This is a genomic window from Campylobacter taeniopygiae, from assembly GCF_005406225.1.
Lineage (GTDB): Bacteria > Campylobacterota > Campylobacteria > Campylobacterales > Campylobacteraceae > Campylobacter_D > Campylobacter_D taeniopygiae.
On sequence record NZ_NXLY01000002.1, the window covers coordinates 1 to 15,314 of the forward strand.

Sequence of the window (15,314 nt, forward strand, 5' to 3'; positions counted from 1 at the left end):
TTTACTCCTGAAATGAGATTGCTAACATTATCAAGTTGTCCTAAATCAAGTCCGCTTTGATCTACAGTAACTTTATCTACAGTTACATTGTCTTTATTATCTCCACCTACCACAACAGTTTCTAATTGACCATTTTCATCAGTAGAAACAACCCAATCTTGTATATTAACACTACCTCCACCATTGTTAGTTACTGTATTGCCATCTTTATCTTTACCAACATTGCCTTGATTAGAGATTACTAAATCAGCACTTCCGTTATTAACAATACCACCACCTATAGTAGCACCTTCTCCATTGGAGATTTCTAATTTATTATCACTATTGTTTGTGATAGAACCTGAAATACCTGTATCAGAAGTAGAAGTATTGACTATGGAGTCAAGTTGGCCACCTTCTTCTACTGTGATAGAACCTGTGATAGAACCATTACCTTGATTGACTATACCACCAGCTAAGCTACCACCTTCTTCTATCTTGATACCTGTGTCTCCACTGCTATCAGAGCCAGAGCCAATCACACCTTCATTGATAATACCTGCTTTTCCACCTTTAACTTCACCTGATATTTTAATTAAAGTATCAAGTTGTTTTCCACCACCTATGAAAATACCAGCATTACCTCCTTCTACTTTAGCACCTTTTTTTACTTCAATACCTTTGGCTTTGATGTCTTGAATTCCACCATCTATATAAATACCATTTTGACCAGCTTTAATGATGCTACCAGATTCTAGGTTGATTTGACCAAGTTCTGATACACCATCACCCAATCCCACAAAGATGAAAAAATTTATCCCATTGCCTTCAACATCTATAGTTCCTTTGTTGGTAAAAGTTTCTATTTTATTACTAGTTGTTATAGAAACACCATGATTATTGCTTTTTATAGTCCCTTCATTGGTAAATGTTTTAATAATTGATGGTTTGCTTCCATTAAATGTTCCAAGTAATAGAGCCGATCCATAACTAAGATTTGTATTTATGTCTATAATACCTGTATTTTTAAAATTATCTATAGTAACACCATTGCTCATATTAATTCCTTGAGTTATAGTTCCACTATTAGTAAAGTTTGTTATGGTAGCGTTTTTTATAAAGATGCTTTCATTAGTGCTTGAATTTATAGTTCCACTATTAGTAAAGTTTGTTATGGTTGATTGAGTTTTATCATCTCCCGACCAAATTACCACGCCGTATTTAGAATTTCCATTACCTATGATTCCATTATTTTCAAAAGTAGTGATAGTGACACCGTCTTTTTTATCTTCACCAATTTCAATACTAGCTTTTTTATTTCCACCTTGAATTGTTCCTGTATTTTTGAAAGTCGCTATAGTTGAATTTGATTTAATGGCTAAACCATTATGATTAGCACTGATGATTGTTCCACTATTAGTAAAATTATCTATACTAGCATTTGAGAGATAGACAGCTTCATTTTTTGAATTTATGGTTCCACTATTTGTAAAAGTATTTATGGTAGATTTTTTATCATCACTACCCCAAACAGTTACACCAAATTTAGAAGTTCCATTACCTATGATTCCGCTATTTTCAAAATTAGTGATGGTGGCACCATTGCTTTTTCCAATTTCAATACTAGCAGTATTGCTTCCACCTACTACTGTTCCTTGGTTTTTGAAAGTTTCAATCGATGAGTTGTTTTGAAAATTAATAGCGATATCATTATCACCGCTTAGTTTAACTGAACCACCTTCTTCAATGGTTAATGTATTATTAGCTCCATCTATAGTAATTTTGGTTGTTTCGGGGCCACTAACTGTTCCACAAGTTCCATTACATCCAGCACCGCTAATTGTAGCATCAGCACAGGTGCTTAAAACAGAAACTGTTGCTAAAGAAAATAAGAATTTTTTAGAAAGAGATTGATTTTTTAAATCCCCCCCCCCCGTTAGACAAGTTTTTATTTTTCATCATTTCTCCTTGAAAAATCATTTCTATATTTAAGAAATAATTTATATTATTTTTAAGCAATTATGATTATTGCAACTTGATTTGATTTTGAGTAGAGTTAAAGCTGATATTATAGGGTTTATTTTGATAGCTTTAACCCAAATTTAAAAGTTTATCTTTAAAAATAATTTATATTATTATTAAAAATAATTGTAATTATAATAAATTATAATTGAAGTTATCAAATTAAAATTTTTTATTATTATAGATAAATAAATTTTATTATTTTTTTTGAAAGTGGTTTAATAGTGGATGTATTTTTTAGATCATTTGTAAAAATTAAGATTTTTAATTTTAAAAAATATGATTAAAATAACTAAGATGTAGAAGTTACTTTATGCGATGCTTAAATTTTATTTTTAACTAAATTTTAGAACACTCTGTTATTTTTTCATTGTAGATGAGTGATTGTTGATTAAAATTGCTAAATTTAGGAATATGAGCATATCCACTTAAAGGATCAATCACTATACAAATTTGACGTTTGTATTTGGAGGTTAAGCGAATGATGCAATTTTTGCCGCTTTTTGCTAAATTTTTATCATAGAGGCTTTTGGAATTTTTAAGCGGAGAATATAATCTTCCCATTTCATCAAAAACAATTCTTGTCGAACCGCTGCAAGATCCTTTAAATTCAACTTTTTCTATATCGAAAGTTTTAAAAATATTAAATCTTTTGGTTACTTTTTCATCATCCTTATCGATCACTCCGCTTTGTCCTGAATTCATGAGTTTTTTAGGATTTAAGATATCTATGGCAATTTCTCTATCAATATTGATATCTGTTTTACCTAAATTTGCATTACCATCGCCATTTTTATCTAAAAAAATAGTATAAGTTTGCTCATAATCAGTCGCTGCAGATTTGATAAAATAGAGTTGCCATCTGCTTTTATACCATTCTCTTTTGGCCACTGCTAGATCTGAATTTCTAAAACTTTCTTGTATCATGGCTAAATTTCTAAGATAATTGATATCGTTAAGAATTTGTTTTGCGCCTAAAATCGATCTGTCTTGTTTTATATTGATTTTAACTATAGAAATAACAATACCTAAAATAAAAATAATCAAAACAAGTTCTAAAAGAGTAAAAGCCCTACTTAAAGCTTTTGATTTGATATTTTTTTTCAAATTTACCCAACTTGACTTTGATTATTTTTTGATTCTTATCATCTTCTTTATCATTTTTTATAGCACTTAAATAAAAAGTATTGCTATCTTTAATCCCATAAAATTTTAATCTTTTTTGCAAGGCATCAGAAACTCTGATCGCAAAAATATTTTGCTTTTTTAATTCTTGACTTAATTCTTTGGCAAAATGGTAATTGTTTGCAAAATTTCTTTTAGGATTTGAAACTATATAATATAAAAATTGATTTCCTATAATGACAAAATAGCAAAATAGCAAAAAAATAACTGTGCATTCTATAAAAATTTTATATTTCAATCTAAACACAGATAATCTTACGCGATAGCTTTCCATAAGAGTTTTTATCATCAAAGGGGTGCAAATAACACAAAATGGAAGAAAATCTTCCAAATAAAGTTTTTGCCTTAAAGAAAGCAAGGAGCAAAAAATAAAAGTAATACTCATCAAAAACCAAAGCAAGCTTTTTTTCTCTCTAAACATCAAACGATAAATAACATAAAAAAAATAAATAAAAACAAGCGGAGAAAAACAAGCGGAGAAAATTCCTAAAGTATCCAAAAAATACCCTCTTGGACGTCCGCTTATATCAAAGCCGTAAAAACTGATATTGATCCCAAAAAGTATCAAAGATAAATTCAATAAAAGAAAATCTTTTTTATAAATTCCAAAAAAGAAAAAGGTTAAAAATAAAATATTAAATGATTTATCCACACACAAAGAAAGGATCAAAAGAAGATAAAAAAGCCATTTTTTCTCATACTCGTAGGCACAAAGTATTGCTAATGTTAAAAAAATAACTATAGCGGCCTCATTGACCAATAAAGCACTCGCAACAGTGCCAGGAAGTAAAATAAAAAGCAAAAGCGAAAGAAAGGTATCAAGAGGCGTTTTGGTATATTTTTGTGCTAATTTATAAAGTAAAAAACAACTTAAAAAATGAAAAAACAAAATAGGAAATCTTAAGCCAAAATCATTTTGACCCAAAATAAAAGTTCCAAAATGAGTCAGATAATAAAGCAAATCATGCGAAAAAAATAAAAGAGAATTTCTTTCTCCAAAATAAATTTCAGCTTCATCACTACTGATACTTAAAGTAGAAATTCCATAAAAAAGGGCTAAAAAATCAAAGATCAATAAAATAATAAAATGCGTTTTTTTGACTTTTTTCATGAATTTAATTCTAGCAAATTAATCTTAAATTATAAATTTAGCTTAAAATTGATACTATGTTTATTTTAGTCAAGCTATATATAAATTTTAATTCACCTAAGGTTAAAATGCAAATTGTCACTCAAATTTATACAAGCAGTATTGAAATCAAAAAATCCACTTTTTTAGCTTTTCTTTGTCCTTATGAACATTTTAAAACACTTTTAAGCAATTTAAAACAAGAGCATCCAAAAGCTGTGCATTTTGTCTATGCTTATAGATATTTAAATGATTTCAATCAAATCGTAGAAGATAAAAGTGATGATGGCGAACCTAAAGGAACCTCTGGAATGCCTTCTTTAAATGTTTTAAGAGGTTTTGATCTGATCAATACAGCTGTCATTGTGGTAAGATATTTTGGCGGGATAAAACTTGGCACAGGAGGACTTGTAAGGGCATACAGTGATGCTGTTAATGAAGTGATCTGTCATTCAACTTTAATGCCTTTTGAAATTAAAGAAAAAATTGAAATTGCTATCAATATAAAAAATCTTGGACGCTTGGAGCATTTTTTAAATTCAAACGCTTTAAAATTTCAACGCGATTTTATAGATGAAAGAGTGATTTTGAGTTTTTATGTTAGTAAAAATGAAAAAGAAAAATTTGAGGTATTTTGTAAAAATTTTACACCTCTAGAAATACAAAGGCGGTAAAGCCCCATAAATGGGACTTTGATTAAATTGCACTTAATAAATCATTCAAAAGAGAGCTATTCTTTTGTTCATTCTGATTTAAAAGATCATTATGCACACTTGCACTTTGAGATCTTAAAGAAAGATCCCCTTCATTTTGTCTAAAACGATAAGCATAAACATTTGAATTTTGAGCGTATGTGCTTAAAGAATGATTTGAATTTGAACTCTCATTGTTTATTTTAGAATCCAAATTCTGCGAACTTTCATTCTCACCTAATCTGTCTAAAAGACTTGTGAAATCAGAATTAGAAGAATAATCCTCAACTTCTTTATCCACTTTTTTATACTGACCACTGATAGCATCGTATTCATACGAGCTTATGGTTTTGTAACCTACTTGCATAACTTTCTCCTTTCAAAATATGCAAAAATTATGTAAGCAAAAATCGTTCCTTTTAAAAATCAATCGTGATGAGTTGGGACATACTCCACATCAATTTCGCGATTTGCTATGAAATTTTCTTTAGCTTTTTTGCAGTTTTCATCACGCATTTTTCGGTATTCATTGCGTATAGTAATTTCTTTATCGCTTAAAGGTCTATCCTCTAAAAAGCTGATGTGAAAATAGGTATCATCAGGCTTAGAATAAGTCTTATAAAAATCGATATAATCAAAATAATCTTTTCCGTTATCAAATTCCACAACTTCTTCGATATAAATAGTCGGACCAAAACCTTTATGATTTTGAGTAAAATGCCCAAAACCTGCACTGTATTGAATTCTAAATTTAGCCATTATTTTCTCCTAAAAATTCTTCATAATTTCCTCTAAAGTCTAAAAGTTTTCCATCTTTTAGTTCCCAAATACGATTAGCAAAAGAACTGATGAGTTCCCTATCGTGACTCACACAAAGCACCACACCTTGAAAATTATACAAAGCTTCTCCTAAAGCAATAATACTTTCAAGATCAAGATGGTTATCAGGTTCATCTAAAAGTAAAAAATTTGGACGCTCTAGCATAAGACGAGAAAGCATCAAGCGATGCTTTTCACCTCCGCTTAAATTTGCGGCCATTTTTTCTTGATCGCTTCCGCTAAAAAGCATTCTTCCCAAACACTTTCTAATCTCATCTAAATCTTTAAATTTTTCACTCATAAGCCATTCATAAAGCTTTAAATTTTCATTGATGATATTACTCGTATCTTGTGGAAAATATCCAAGCTCTATAGTTGCACCTAAATGTAAATTACCACTATCTGGAGTGATGGCATTTGCAATGATTTTTGCCAAAGTTGATTTACCCACGCCATTTGCTCCGATTAAAGCAATTTTATCATTTTTTTCTATCTTAAGTTCCAAATTTGAAAATAAACTATGTTCATAAGCTTTAGAAATTCCCTTAAGCTCTAAAACTTCATTGCCAATCTCTCTTCCTAAGCGAAAAACGATACTAGGATCCCTGCGACTTGAAATTTTAATTTCCTCAAGCTCTAATTTTTCAAGTGCCTTAGCCCTACTTGTGGCTTGTTTTGCCTTAGACGCATTTGCACTAAAACGGCGGATAAAATTTTCTAATTCTTCTCTTTCTTTTAAAGTTTTATCGCGTTTAAGTTCAGCTTGTTTTGCTAAAAGCGTCGAAGCCATATACCAATCATCGTAATTTCCAGCAAAATCTCGAATTTGCTTAAAATCAACATCTAAAATTCTCGTGCAAATTTTATTAAGAAAATGCCTATCGTGAGAGATCACTACCAAAGTTCCCTCGTGTCTTAAAAGTTCATTTTCAAGCCAAGAAATTGCCTCTAAATCAAGGTTATTTGTAGGCTCGTCTAAAAAAAGCACATCTGCACCTAAAAACAATACTTGTGCAAGTAAAACTTTAAATTTATCTGCGCTTTGCAAAGTACTCATCAAAGCATCAAAATCTTTGATTTTTAAAGAACTTAAAATTTTTTCACAACGCGTTTCACAATCGTAATTTGGATCCTCTTCAGCCGTTATCATCTCAAGTTCGCTTAAGCGTTCATTGATTTCATCGGTAAATTCTTCACTCATATAAAGCTTTTCTTTTTCTTTTAAAGCCTCATATAATCTTTTGTTGGCACACATAACCGCATCTTTAATGGTGTAGTTTTCAAAAGCAAATTGATCTTGCCCTAAAACTGCGATCCTTAAGCCCTCATCAAAAACGACTTCACCACTACTTGATTCTATTTCACCTGAAAGAATTTTTAAAAAAGTTGATTTTCCAGCACCATTAGCGCCTATAAGTCCATATCTTTGTCCGCGAACGAGTTTTAAATTGACATTTTCAAATAAAAGTTGATTTGCAAAACGCATGGTAAGATTTCTTACTTCAACCATAAAGATTCCTTAGATTTTTTGAAAAATTGTAGCAAAAAAAGACTTGAAGTTAATTTAGTATAAACAATGAAAAATAAAATTTTCATTGCTATAAAATACATTAATAATCTAAAATTTCCACAAAAACTTGTTTTTTATCGTCACTAAATTGAACATTATATGAAATTTGAGCCTCATACTCCCCTCCATCAAATAAAATTCCCTTTAAAATACCTTTATCGTATTTTTTTCTCATATCATTGGGCATTTGTGGATAAGTTAATTTTAAACTAGCTTTGCAAAAAGTTGTTTTTTTATCATTACTATCTTGAGTTATAAAGCTACCAAAAGAAGTATAAACTACTTCATTGGCATAATCCTTCAAATCAAAAAGCCATTTAGAATATGCTCTTAAAACTCCGGTCGTATCGGCTGCAACAAAAGCCTCTATATCTCTTATATTCACACCTAAGGCTAATTTTAATATTTTTAAAGACTGTTCATTTAAACCGCATTCGACATAAACCCACCCATTGTCATATAAAATATTTTTTAATGCAAGCTTAACATTTTCATCATTGCATTTTGACTTGGTATCAAAACATCCAAGGAATAATAAAGCTAAAAGCAAACTTAATAAAACTTTTTTCATTGCTTATCCGTTATTATTTTAATAAATTTCATAATTTCGTCATTTTTAGCACCATCTTGACCTAAGAGATTTCTTAACAAATCCAAGTTAAGTTGTGGTGGGAATATAAGATAAGCATTTTTTGGAAAACCATTTGATTTTAAACCGATACAAAATTTTTCATCTTTATTTGTATATGCTTTTCCTGCAACGATTTTAAAAGTATCTTTGTCATAAAGCAAAGTGGGTTCTGTTTCAAAAGGTGCATATTTTTCACTCATTTTTATTTCCTTTAATTTGGGTATAAGTTAAAAATTTTTCTTTAATTTACAATGTTAAGATTTAATCTCATCTATAATTGAATTAACTTTTTCAAGATTTTGATTTCTAAGTAATACCCCGACTATAAATAAATCTATTATAGCTATACCGAAGTTACCCCAATCAAACATCTTTGAAACAGCTATCCAGAATGGATCATATGAAGATTCAGCAACAAAGCCAATGATAACAAAAGTAAAGTTAAAGCTAATCTAAAAATTCCAAATCCAATTTACTCTATGTAAAATCTTAACTACACCAAAATTACCTAATCAAAAAATTATAAACCCAAAAAAACTAAAGTTGGATTTTTAAACTTAGTATATTGAAGTCTTGCACACATCTTATCTAACTCGTCAGAACTTAAAGCTTCAAGCTTTTTCTTTAAGTCTTCATTAGACATAATAGGCTCAGAATATTTATATCCTTGACTTATTCTTTTTCTAGAAAGATCCATATTCTTTTAGCAGTTTATTTTCTATTGATGAAAATAAACTCGTAGCATCCATTCTTTCACTCCTTAAAATTAAATAAAACTATGGAATTATTTCACATTAAAACTTAATCAATAATTAAAATATTTCAAGTGTTTTTAATAAAGAAAAACTAATGTAGAATTTTAAAAATTTTAATAGGAATTAGATGATCAAAAAAAGCAAACGTGACATGGCGTATGAAATTGATGTTGATGTAAGCACACTATATAACTGGAGAAAATATAAGCCTAATTTATATCGTATTGTCATGCTAGGATTTAAATTTGATGAACTTTTAGAAAAACAGAAAAAAGACTACGAAGAACTCCTTAATATGGAACAAAAAATACAAGAAGAAATCTCAAAATTTAACAAAGACTAATTTTTAAGTTTTTTTATATAAAATTCTCAATTTTTATTATTTAAAGGTTGATTGATGTTTTTTTTAGATTTTTTAAGTTATTTTAGTTTGATTTTTGAAATTTTAACGTTATTTTTAGCTTTTTATTTTAAAAATACGCGTATATTTTTTATCACTCTTGCTTTACTTATCTTTCATTTGCCTTATTTTTTCAATAGTATATTTCAAGCTCACTTGTTTGTTTCTTTATTTTTGCCTTTGATTTTTGTTTTACTTGGAGTAAAAAAAATATCCAATAAAATTTTAGAAAAAAGCAATCTTAGCTCTTTTTTAATCATCATTTTTATAGCAATTTTAGGTTTTATCCTTCCAAATAACACCAATTTCAATGCTAGTAATTTAGACTTTCATTTAAATTTAATTTTACTTAAACCGATCAATGAACTTGCTTTTTTATTTTTTATCCTTTGTGGTTTTATCTTGATTATACAAAGCTTTAAAAGAAAAGAATATTATCTTTTGTTAGCCTTTGTTGGAGCAAATTTGCAATTTCTATTTGATTTTTTTTGCGGTGTTAAATACTTTGAATTTGCTAGTTTGATTTTTTGCTTTGTTATTTTGTATCAAATATATCAAAATTTATTTTTTGATGCTTTGACAAAATTGCCCAATGAAAAAAAATTGATGCATTATCTTAAAGGAAAAGATCATTACATCATCGCCTTGCTTCATTTTAATGAATTGCGATACACTCAAGAATCTTATGTCAAGCTTATTTTAAAACAAATTGCTAAAATTTTAAAACGCTTTAAGACAAAAATTTTTATACAAAACTATGATTTTATTTTAATTTTTGATGACAAAAATACTGCTTTAAATCATCTTGCTTTTCTAGAATCGACTTTAAAAAATACAGAATTAAAATTAGAAAATGAAAGCTTTAAACCAGAATTTAAACTTATGTGGGAAGAAAATAAGGATAAAAGTTTAACTTATATTTTAGAAAATCTAAGAGAAAAGCTCTCTTAGATTTGATATTATTTTTCGTTTGCTTCTGCATCAATACTTAAAGTAATATCATCACCTAAAGTAAGTGTAGAAGTTCCAGCGCCAAATTTAAATTCAGAACGCTTGATTTTTCCATTTAAAGAAAAACCTACTTTTTCTTTACCATCTTTTCCTTTAGCCATACCGCCTATTTCAGTATCTAAAACCACTTCTTTTGAAACTCCAGCTATAGTTAAGATCCCTGTCATTTTTCCTTTTTCTTTACTAAGTTTTTCATATTTTTTCATTACAAATGTCATATCAGGATATTTTTTTGCTTTAAAAAAGTCATCTTGTCTTAAATGATTATCTCTAGTTTGATTATCAGTATTAACAGAGGCTACTTTGATTACAGCTTCAAGTTTTTTAAATTCATAAGTTTTAGGATCAAAATCTATAACTGCACTATAATCTTGAAAATTTCCCTTTACGTTGCTGATTTGCAAATGTTTAATTTTAAAACCGATATCTGTGTGAGCTTTATCTAAAGTATATTCTTGTGCAAATAAACCTGTACTCAAGAAAGATGCAACAACTAAAGAGCTTAGTAGAATTTTTTTCATTTTTTTCCTTTAATAATAATTTTGGTCAAAGAAATTATATGAAAGAAAAAATAATCAATAATTAATATCAATTTAAAGTATTGAGTAAAAATTTCACAAAATCATCAAAATTTGGCAATTTTAAATCTTTCATTTCTCTTTGCTGTTTTCCCCACATACATTCTGGAAAATAAGCGTCATCTTTAAAACGAGCCATTACATGAAAATGAACTCTTGGAACATAGTTTGCAAATGAGGCTATATTGATTTTTTCTGGATTATAAAATTCAATCATAGCTTTTTCACAAAGTAAAATTTTATCAAAAAGTTCTCTTTGTAAATCACTTGGGCAATCGCTTAATTCTTTATGAGGATACTGAGTAAAAATCTTTATCCAAGGAATTTGAGACTCTTCTTTTTCTATGTAAATTAAATCGTTTTTATAAATCATTTTTACGCCTTATTAAATTAAAATCATAAAAAATATTTTACAAAAATTATCAAATTTTTAAGATAAAATGGATAAAATTTAGAAAAACATTAGGAGAATAAATGCAAATTGGCTTAAATTATAGCTCATATTATCATTTTAATCACTCTTCTAATGACTCAAAAAATGGTAATTCTATAGACTTAAAAGATAATGATTCTATAGATGCGAAAAATGACGATGATACCTCATCTAGCGAAAATAATCAACAAGATACACAAATGATCAATGGCGTTAAACTTGACGCTAAACAAATTCAGCAACTTAGAGAACTCCAAAATATAGATAGAAATGTAAAAGCACATGAAGCCGCGCATCAAGCCGCTGGTGGTGGATTAGCTGGAGCTGCAAGTTTTACTTACACTAGAGGACCTGATAATCAAATGTATGCTACTGCAGGTGAAGTTCCTATCAGTATGCAAAAAGGAAACACTCCTGAAGAAACGATAGCTAATGCTCGTCAAATAGTAGCCGCAGCTATGGCCCCCGCAGATCCTAGCCCACAAGATTACAAAGTGGCTGCAAATGCAACAAAAATGGAATTTGAAGCTAGAGCAGAAGCGATGAAAATAAAAGCTGAAGAAGCTAAAGAAAAAGAAGAGGAAAATAAGGAAAAAACAGAAGAATCAGATAATGTAGATTCAAAAAATTCTAAACAATCATCCCCTGATGAAACCGCGGATAAAAAATTTAAAAAATTCGTTGCTACAACTTATCAGCAAAATTCTAAAAATAATTACATTCATTTTAGTATCGCTTCTTGATACTCTAAATATACTTTGATTTTATTTATTTTGATGCAAAAAAATACTAAGACATTGTATCATCAATAAGCTTGAAAGCAAAAGCTTTCAAGCAAGAATTTTTCCACTTTTATGATATTTCAAAATCCCTTCAGCGCAACGATAAGCCAAAGCTCCTACAGTATCTGTTGGATTGTAACCACCATTGTGTTGGAAATTGCCAGCGCCTACAACAAAAAGATTATCCGCATCCCAATGTTGCAAATAAGTATTTACAACACTCATTTCAGGATTTGCACCCATGGTTGTTCCACCAGTATTATGAGTGGTTTGATAAGGCACAATGCTATAATTTTTAAGATAAGAACCTTTTTTAATTGATTTTACACCTTTCATTCTTTGTGCTATTTGAGCTGTTTTATCTGTAATGAATTTATTTAAAGCTCTGTCTTGATCTGTAAAATTATAAGTTAAGCGTAAAAGTGGCATCCCGAAAGCATCTTTATAAGTCGGATCTAAACTTAAATAATTATTTTTATGTGGTAAAGAAGCCCCTAAAGAACCTATGGTTATCGAACGCGTATAGCTTTCATTAAAAATTTTCTTAAATTGTTCACCCCATTTAGGTGCTCCCTTAGGTAAGGCAACTGATTCATTTGGAGTTGTTCCTTTTTGTGTTACTAATAAAGCCGCACCATGAAGAAATTTTTCTTTAGAGTGATCAAAATTATCTGCATTAAAATCATCGCAAGTTGTCCCCAAAGAACCAGAACCCATAAAAGTATTAAACTGCTCATCAAAAAAAGCAGTGCTAGAGGCTCTTATTTGATAGCAATAGTTTTTACCCAAAGTACCCTTGCCTGTTTTTGGATCGTATTGTGTTCCAATATCACTCACCATTAAAAGTTTAGCATTATTAAATACAAAACTTGTAAGCACGACTATATCAGCAGGTTGAATATATTCTTTCATAGTTCGAGTATCTACAAATTTAACTCCTGTAACCTTGCCGTCTTTTTTTAGAATTTGCGTAACATTGCTATAAGTGCGTATGGTATATTTACCTGTACTCATAGCTTTAGGAATAACCGTTGTTATAGGACTTGCCTTTGCTCCATATTCACAACCATATCTTTCGCAAAAAGAGCAGTATTCACAAGGAGCTAATTCTTGACCATCTGGATTGACATAACTGGATCTAGAAGTGCCTGCTGGCAAACGGTAAGTATGCAAATTCATCTCTTTTGCCGCATTTTCAAAACGTTTGAGTATTTTTGTATTTTCTAAAGGTTTTTGAGGATAAGGACTTGATCTAAAAGAACCCATTTTTTCAGCAAGTGGGTTTGGCTCTCCAGAAATTCCACAAGTTTTTTCAAATTTATCATAATAAGGCTCCATATCCTCATAAGTTAAGCCCCAATCTTGCAAAGTATAATCATCGCCTAATTTATTTCCATATCGCTTAAAACTTCTACTTTTGATTTCAAAATCATAAGGAGTAAATCTAAATGTATGTCCACTCCAATGGACTCCAGCGCCACCGACATTGTTTCCAAGCAAAAAAGAGCCGAGTTTTCTCATTGGTAAAGCAAGTTCTCCAGGACTATGGCAAAAAGTTAAAGTATCCTTAGAACAATCTTGCATTAAACCATAATTAACTCCATATCTCCAAGCATCATGGATAAAATTAAAATTTTCAGTACTTTGCATATGCCCTCGTTCTAAACTAAGGACATGAAGTCCAGCCTTTGTAAGTTCTGCAGCTATAATACCGCCTGTCCAACCTGCGCCTACTGTTACCACATCTATCTTTTTTAATACTTCAGCCATTTTAATCCTCCATATCTGCTAAACCCACAGGTTCGATATTAAAAAATTCATCACTTGAAATTTTATCAATATAACTCATTTGAGCACCAGGATACTGCATCATTCTCCAACCATTTTTATTGTCATTTCCACCATAAATTGGATCTGCTAAAACACCTGCAATTGTCATTTCTCTTAAAAGGGTAAAAAAATAAGAAGATTTAAAACCTACAGTTTGAATTTTACCTTTTTCAAAATCTCTTAAAATTTCATCTTGCTCTTTTCCCCTAAGCGAAGAAAAAGATTTTTTATAACGTTTTTTAGCATTTTCTTCAAGAGCATGAACACCCTCTAAAAAAATATCCTTACGTTTCATAGGGGTTTGATATCCTTGCTCTTTTTTGCCATCTATAAAAGGCCCTTGCATATATTCTCTATCATTGTATCCATACGCCGAGGCTAATTGATTATCAATAAAATAAGGAACACCTAGACCAATAGCTCCTTCTCCTTGCTTATCCTTAGGATAAATTCTTTCACAAGCTGCACTCAGAGTATCAAATTCAGTTTGAGTTTGAAAAAACATTCTGCCTCTAATTTTGTTTGATTTAGTTTGTAAAGATTTTGGAGAACCTGTAAGCTCTGCTGCTTTTAATACAGCACCACCACCTAAAGTACTTGCAGCTACAACAGAGCCACCCAGAAGTCCTAATTTAAAGAAACTTCTTCTATCTATAATATTATCTTGCATTTTGTTTCTCCTTTACATACGCAATTAAGATTATGTTACTCTTATTAATATTAACTAGACTTTAAATTAGAAAAATAATAAATATTACTAAAATTGATGGGGAGCTATAGAAATTCTAATAAATTTCTATAGTTTTAGAGTTTAATTCTTTATAAGCAGCACAAGCTTCTTTATGTTTTTTATCACAAGCCATACCAAAATAAATTTTAGCCTTTTGCAAATCTTTTGTTTCAAGCTGGTTGTAGCGTCCAAGAAGATAACACGCTTCAGCATAGCCTAAATTGCAAGCTTTAAAATAAAAAGATAGGGAATATTTTACATTTTGCCTTACCAATTCCCCTTTTTCATATAAAAAACCCAATTTATAACAAGCAGCAGCGTCTTTTAACTGACAAGATTTTTTGTAAAAATAAGTCGCCATCTTTCCATCTTTATCTTTTTCATAAAAAAGAGCTATATTGTTACAACTTTTCACATCTCCTAAATTACATGCTTTATTAAAAGCCAAAATTGATTCGTTGGCATAGCCTTGATTTTGCAAAATAAGCCCCATGTTAAAACAGGCTTCAGGCAAACCTAAATTACATGCTTTATTATAAAGTTTATAAGCAGCGTTAAGATCTCTTGAAATTCCTTGAGCATTTTCAAGCATATAAGCCATAGAAAAACAAGATTTTGCACTATCTTTTTCGCAAAGTTTTTTAAACATATCATACGCTTTAGAAAATTTATTTTCTTCATAAAGCTGCAAGGCTCTTTCTAAATCACTAAAAGCAAAAACGAAACTGCAGTAAATCGATATTAAAATTAGAATTCTTTTTAGCATTT

18 protein-coding genes and 1 pseudogene are annotated in these 15,314 nt (G+C 29.8%); 5 read left to right on the top strand and 14 right to left on the bottom strand.

Annotated features, from left to right (window positions below; translation table 11 throughout):
• Positions 1-1,193: pseudogene (locus CQA75_RS00970) on the bottom strand (hypothetical protein); the annotation flags it as partial.
• 532 nt (positions 1,194-1,725) lie between these two features.
• On the opposite strand from CQA75_RS00970, the gene CQA75_RS09105 reads away from it, so the two are divergent.
• Positions 1,726-1,893, top strand: a complete 168-nt coding sequence (locus CQA75_RS09105) for a hypothetical protein (RefSeq protein ID WP_171000062.1) — start codon at positions 1,726-1,728, stop codon at positions 1,891-1,893.
• Between the two features lie 447 nt (positions 1,894-2,340).
• On the opposite strand, the gene CQA75_RS00980 is transcribed toward CQA75_RS09105, so the two are convergent.
• Together CQA75_RS00980 and CQA75_RS00985 are read right to left on the bottom strand one after the other, a co-directional pair.
• Positions 2,341-3,108, bottom strand: coding sequence for a type II secretion system protein (locus CQA75_RS00980; RefSeq protein ID WP_137623196.1), 768 nt, complete (start codon positions 3,106-3,108; stop codon positions 2,341-2,343).
• Entirely contained in the window at positions 3,074-4,297 is a 1,224-nt protein-coding gene (locus CQA75_RS00985) for a glycosyltransferase family 39 protein (RefSeq protein ID WP_137623197.1), read from the bottom strand. Before CQA75_RS00985 ends, CQA75_RS00980 begins: the two co-directional genes overlap by 35 nt.
• A 107-nt stretch (positions 4,298-4,404) precedes the next feature.
• Between CQA75_RS00985 and CQA75_RS00990 the strand changes: the two genes are divergently transcribed.
• The gene (locus CQA75_RS00990; protein ID WP_137623198.1) at positions 4,405-4,989 is read left to right on the top strand and encodes an IMPACT family protein; all 585 of its coding nucleotides are present in this window, start codon (positions 4,405-4,407) and stop codon (positions 4,987-4,989) included.
• A 22-nt stretch (positions 4,990-5,011) separates the two neighbouring features.
• Here the strand turns inward: CQA75_RS00990 and CQA75_RS00995 are convergent, their stop codons facing one another.
• The 6 genes from CQA75_RS00995 to CQA75_RS09110 form a co-directional block, all read right to left on the bottom strand.
• Complete coding sequence (locus CQA75_RS00995) at positions 5,012-5,374, bottom strand: hypothetical protein (protein ID WP_137623199.1); 363 nt, start codon at positions 5,372-5,374, stop codon at positions 5,012-5,014.
• A gap of 59 nt (positions 5,375-5,433) precedes the next feature.
• Positions 5,434-5,769, bottom strand: a complete 336-nt coding sequence (locus CQA75_RS01000; RefSeq protein WP_137623200.1) for a hypothetical protein — start codon at positions 5,767-5,769, stop codon at positions 5,434-5,436.
• The gene (locus CQA75_RS01005; protein ID WP_137623201.1) at positions 5,759-7,336 is read right to left on the bottom strand and encodes an ABC-F family ATP-binding cassette domain-containing protein; all 1,578 of its coding nucleotides are present in this window, start codon (positions 7,334-7,336) and stop codon (positions 5,759-5,761) included. The genes CQA75_RS01000 and CQA75_RS01005 overlap by 11 nt, the downstream gene beginning before the upstream one ends.
• A 100-nt stretch (positions 7,337-7,436) precedes the next feature.
• Positions 7,437-7,967 carry a hypothetical protein gene (locus CQA75_RS01010; RefSeq protein ID WP_137623202.1) on the bottom strand — a complete coding sequence of 177 codons (531 nt, stop codon included), beginning with the start codon at positions 7,965-7,967 and terminating at the stop codon, positions 7,437-7,439.
• Complete coding sequence (locus tag CQA75_RS01015) at positions 7,964-8,227, bottom strand: hypothetical protein (protein ID WP_137623203.1); 264 nt, start codon at positions 8,225-8,227, stop codon at positions 7,964-7,966. Before CQA75_RS01015 ends, CQA75_RS01010 begins: the two co-directional genes overlap by 4 nt.
• 320 nt (positions 8,228-8,547) lie before the next feature.
• Complete coding sequence (locus tag CQA75_RS09110) at positions 8,548-8,724, bottom strand: hypothetical protein (protein WP_171000063.1); 177 nt, start codon at positions 8,722-8,724, stop codon at positions 8,548-8,550.
• A gap of 185 nt (positions 8,725-8,909) precedes the next feature.
• Between CQA75_RS09110 and CQA75_RS01020 the strand changes: the two genes are divergently transcribed.
• Both CQA75_RS01020 and CQA75_RS01025 read left to right on the top strand, forming a co-directional pair.
• The gene (locus CQA75_RS01020) at positions 8,910-9,125 is read left to right on the top strand and encodes a transcriptional regulator (protein ID WP_137622034.1); all 216 of its coding nucleotides are present in this window, start codon (positions 8,910-8,912) and stop codon (positions 9,123-9,125) included.
• A gap of 54 nt (positions 9,126-9,179) precedes the next feature.
• A complete protein-coding gene (locus CQA75_RS01025; protein ID WP_137623204.1) occupies positions 9,180-10,133 on the top strand; it encodes a hypothetical protein in 954 nt (317 codons plus the stop codon).
• 8 nt (positions 10,134-10,141) lie between these two features.
• Here CQA75_RS01025 and CQA75_RS01030 read toward each other — a convergent pair whose 3' ends face one another.
• Positions 10,142-10,714 carry a YceI family protein gene (locus tag CQA75_RS01030; protein WP_137623205.1) on the bottom strand — a complete coding sequence of 191 codons (573 nt, stop codon included), beginning with the start codon at positions 10,712-10,714 and terminating at the stop codon, positions 10,142-10,144.
• A gap of 67 nt (positions 10,715-10,781) precedes the next feature.
• Entirely contained in the window at positions 10,782-11,144 is a 363-nt protein-coding gene (locus CQA75_RS01035; RefSeq protein ID WP_137623206.1) for an HIT family protein, read from the bottom strand.
• A gap of 101 nt (positions 11,145-11,245) precedes the next feature.
• On the opposite strand from CQA75_RS01035, the gene CQA75_RS01040 reads away from it, so the two are divergent.
• The gene (locus CQA75_RS01040) at positions 11,246-11,947 is read left to right on the top strand and encodes a putative metalloprotease CJM1_0395 family protein (RefSeq protein WP_137623207.1); all 702 of its coding nucleotides are present in this window, start codon (positions 11,246-11,248) and stop codon (positions 11,945-11,947) included.
• Positions 11,948-12,034: 87 nt separating this feature from the next.
• Here CQA75_RS01040 and CQA75_RS01045 read toward each other — a convergent pair whose 3' ends face one another.
• From CQA75_RS01045 to CQA75_RS01055, 3 genes are all read right to left on the bottom strand, one after another.
• Positions 12,035-13,756: a GMC family oxidoreductase gene (locus CQA75_RS01045; RefSeq protein WP_137623208.1), complete on the bottom strand. Its 1,722-nt coding sequence runs from the start codon at positions 13,754-13,756 to the stop codon at positions 12,035-12,037.
• A 1-nt stretch (position 13,757) separates the two neighbouring features.
• Positions 13,758-14,486, bottom strand: a complete 729-nt coding sequence (locus CQA75_RS01050) for a gluconate 2-dehydrogenase subunit 3 family protein (protein ID WP_137623209.1) — start codon at positions 14,484-14,486, stop codon at positions 13,758-13,760.
• A gap of 115 nt (positions 14,487-14,601) precedes the next feature.
• Positions 14,602-15,312 (bottom strand): tetratricopeptide repeat protein, encoded by a 711-nt coding sequence (locus CQA75_RS01055; RefSeq protein ID WP_137623210.1) that lies wholly within the window; start codon positions 15,310-15,312, stop codon positions 14,602-14,604.
• Positions 15,313-15,314: the final 2 nt, after the last annotated feature.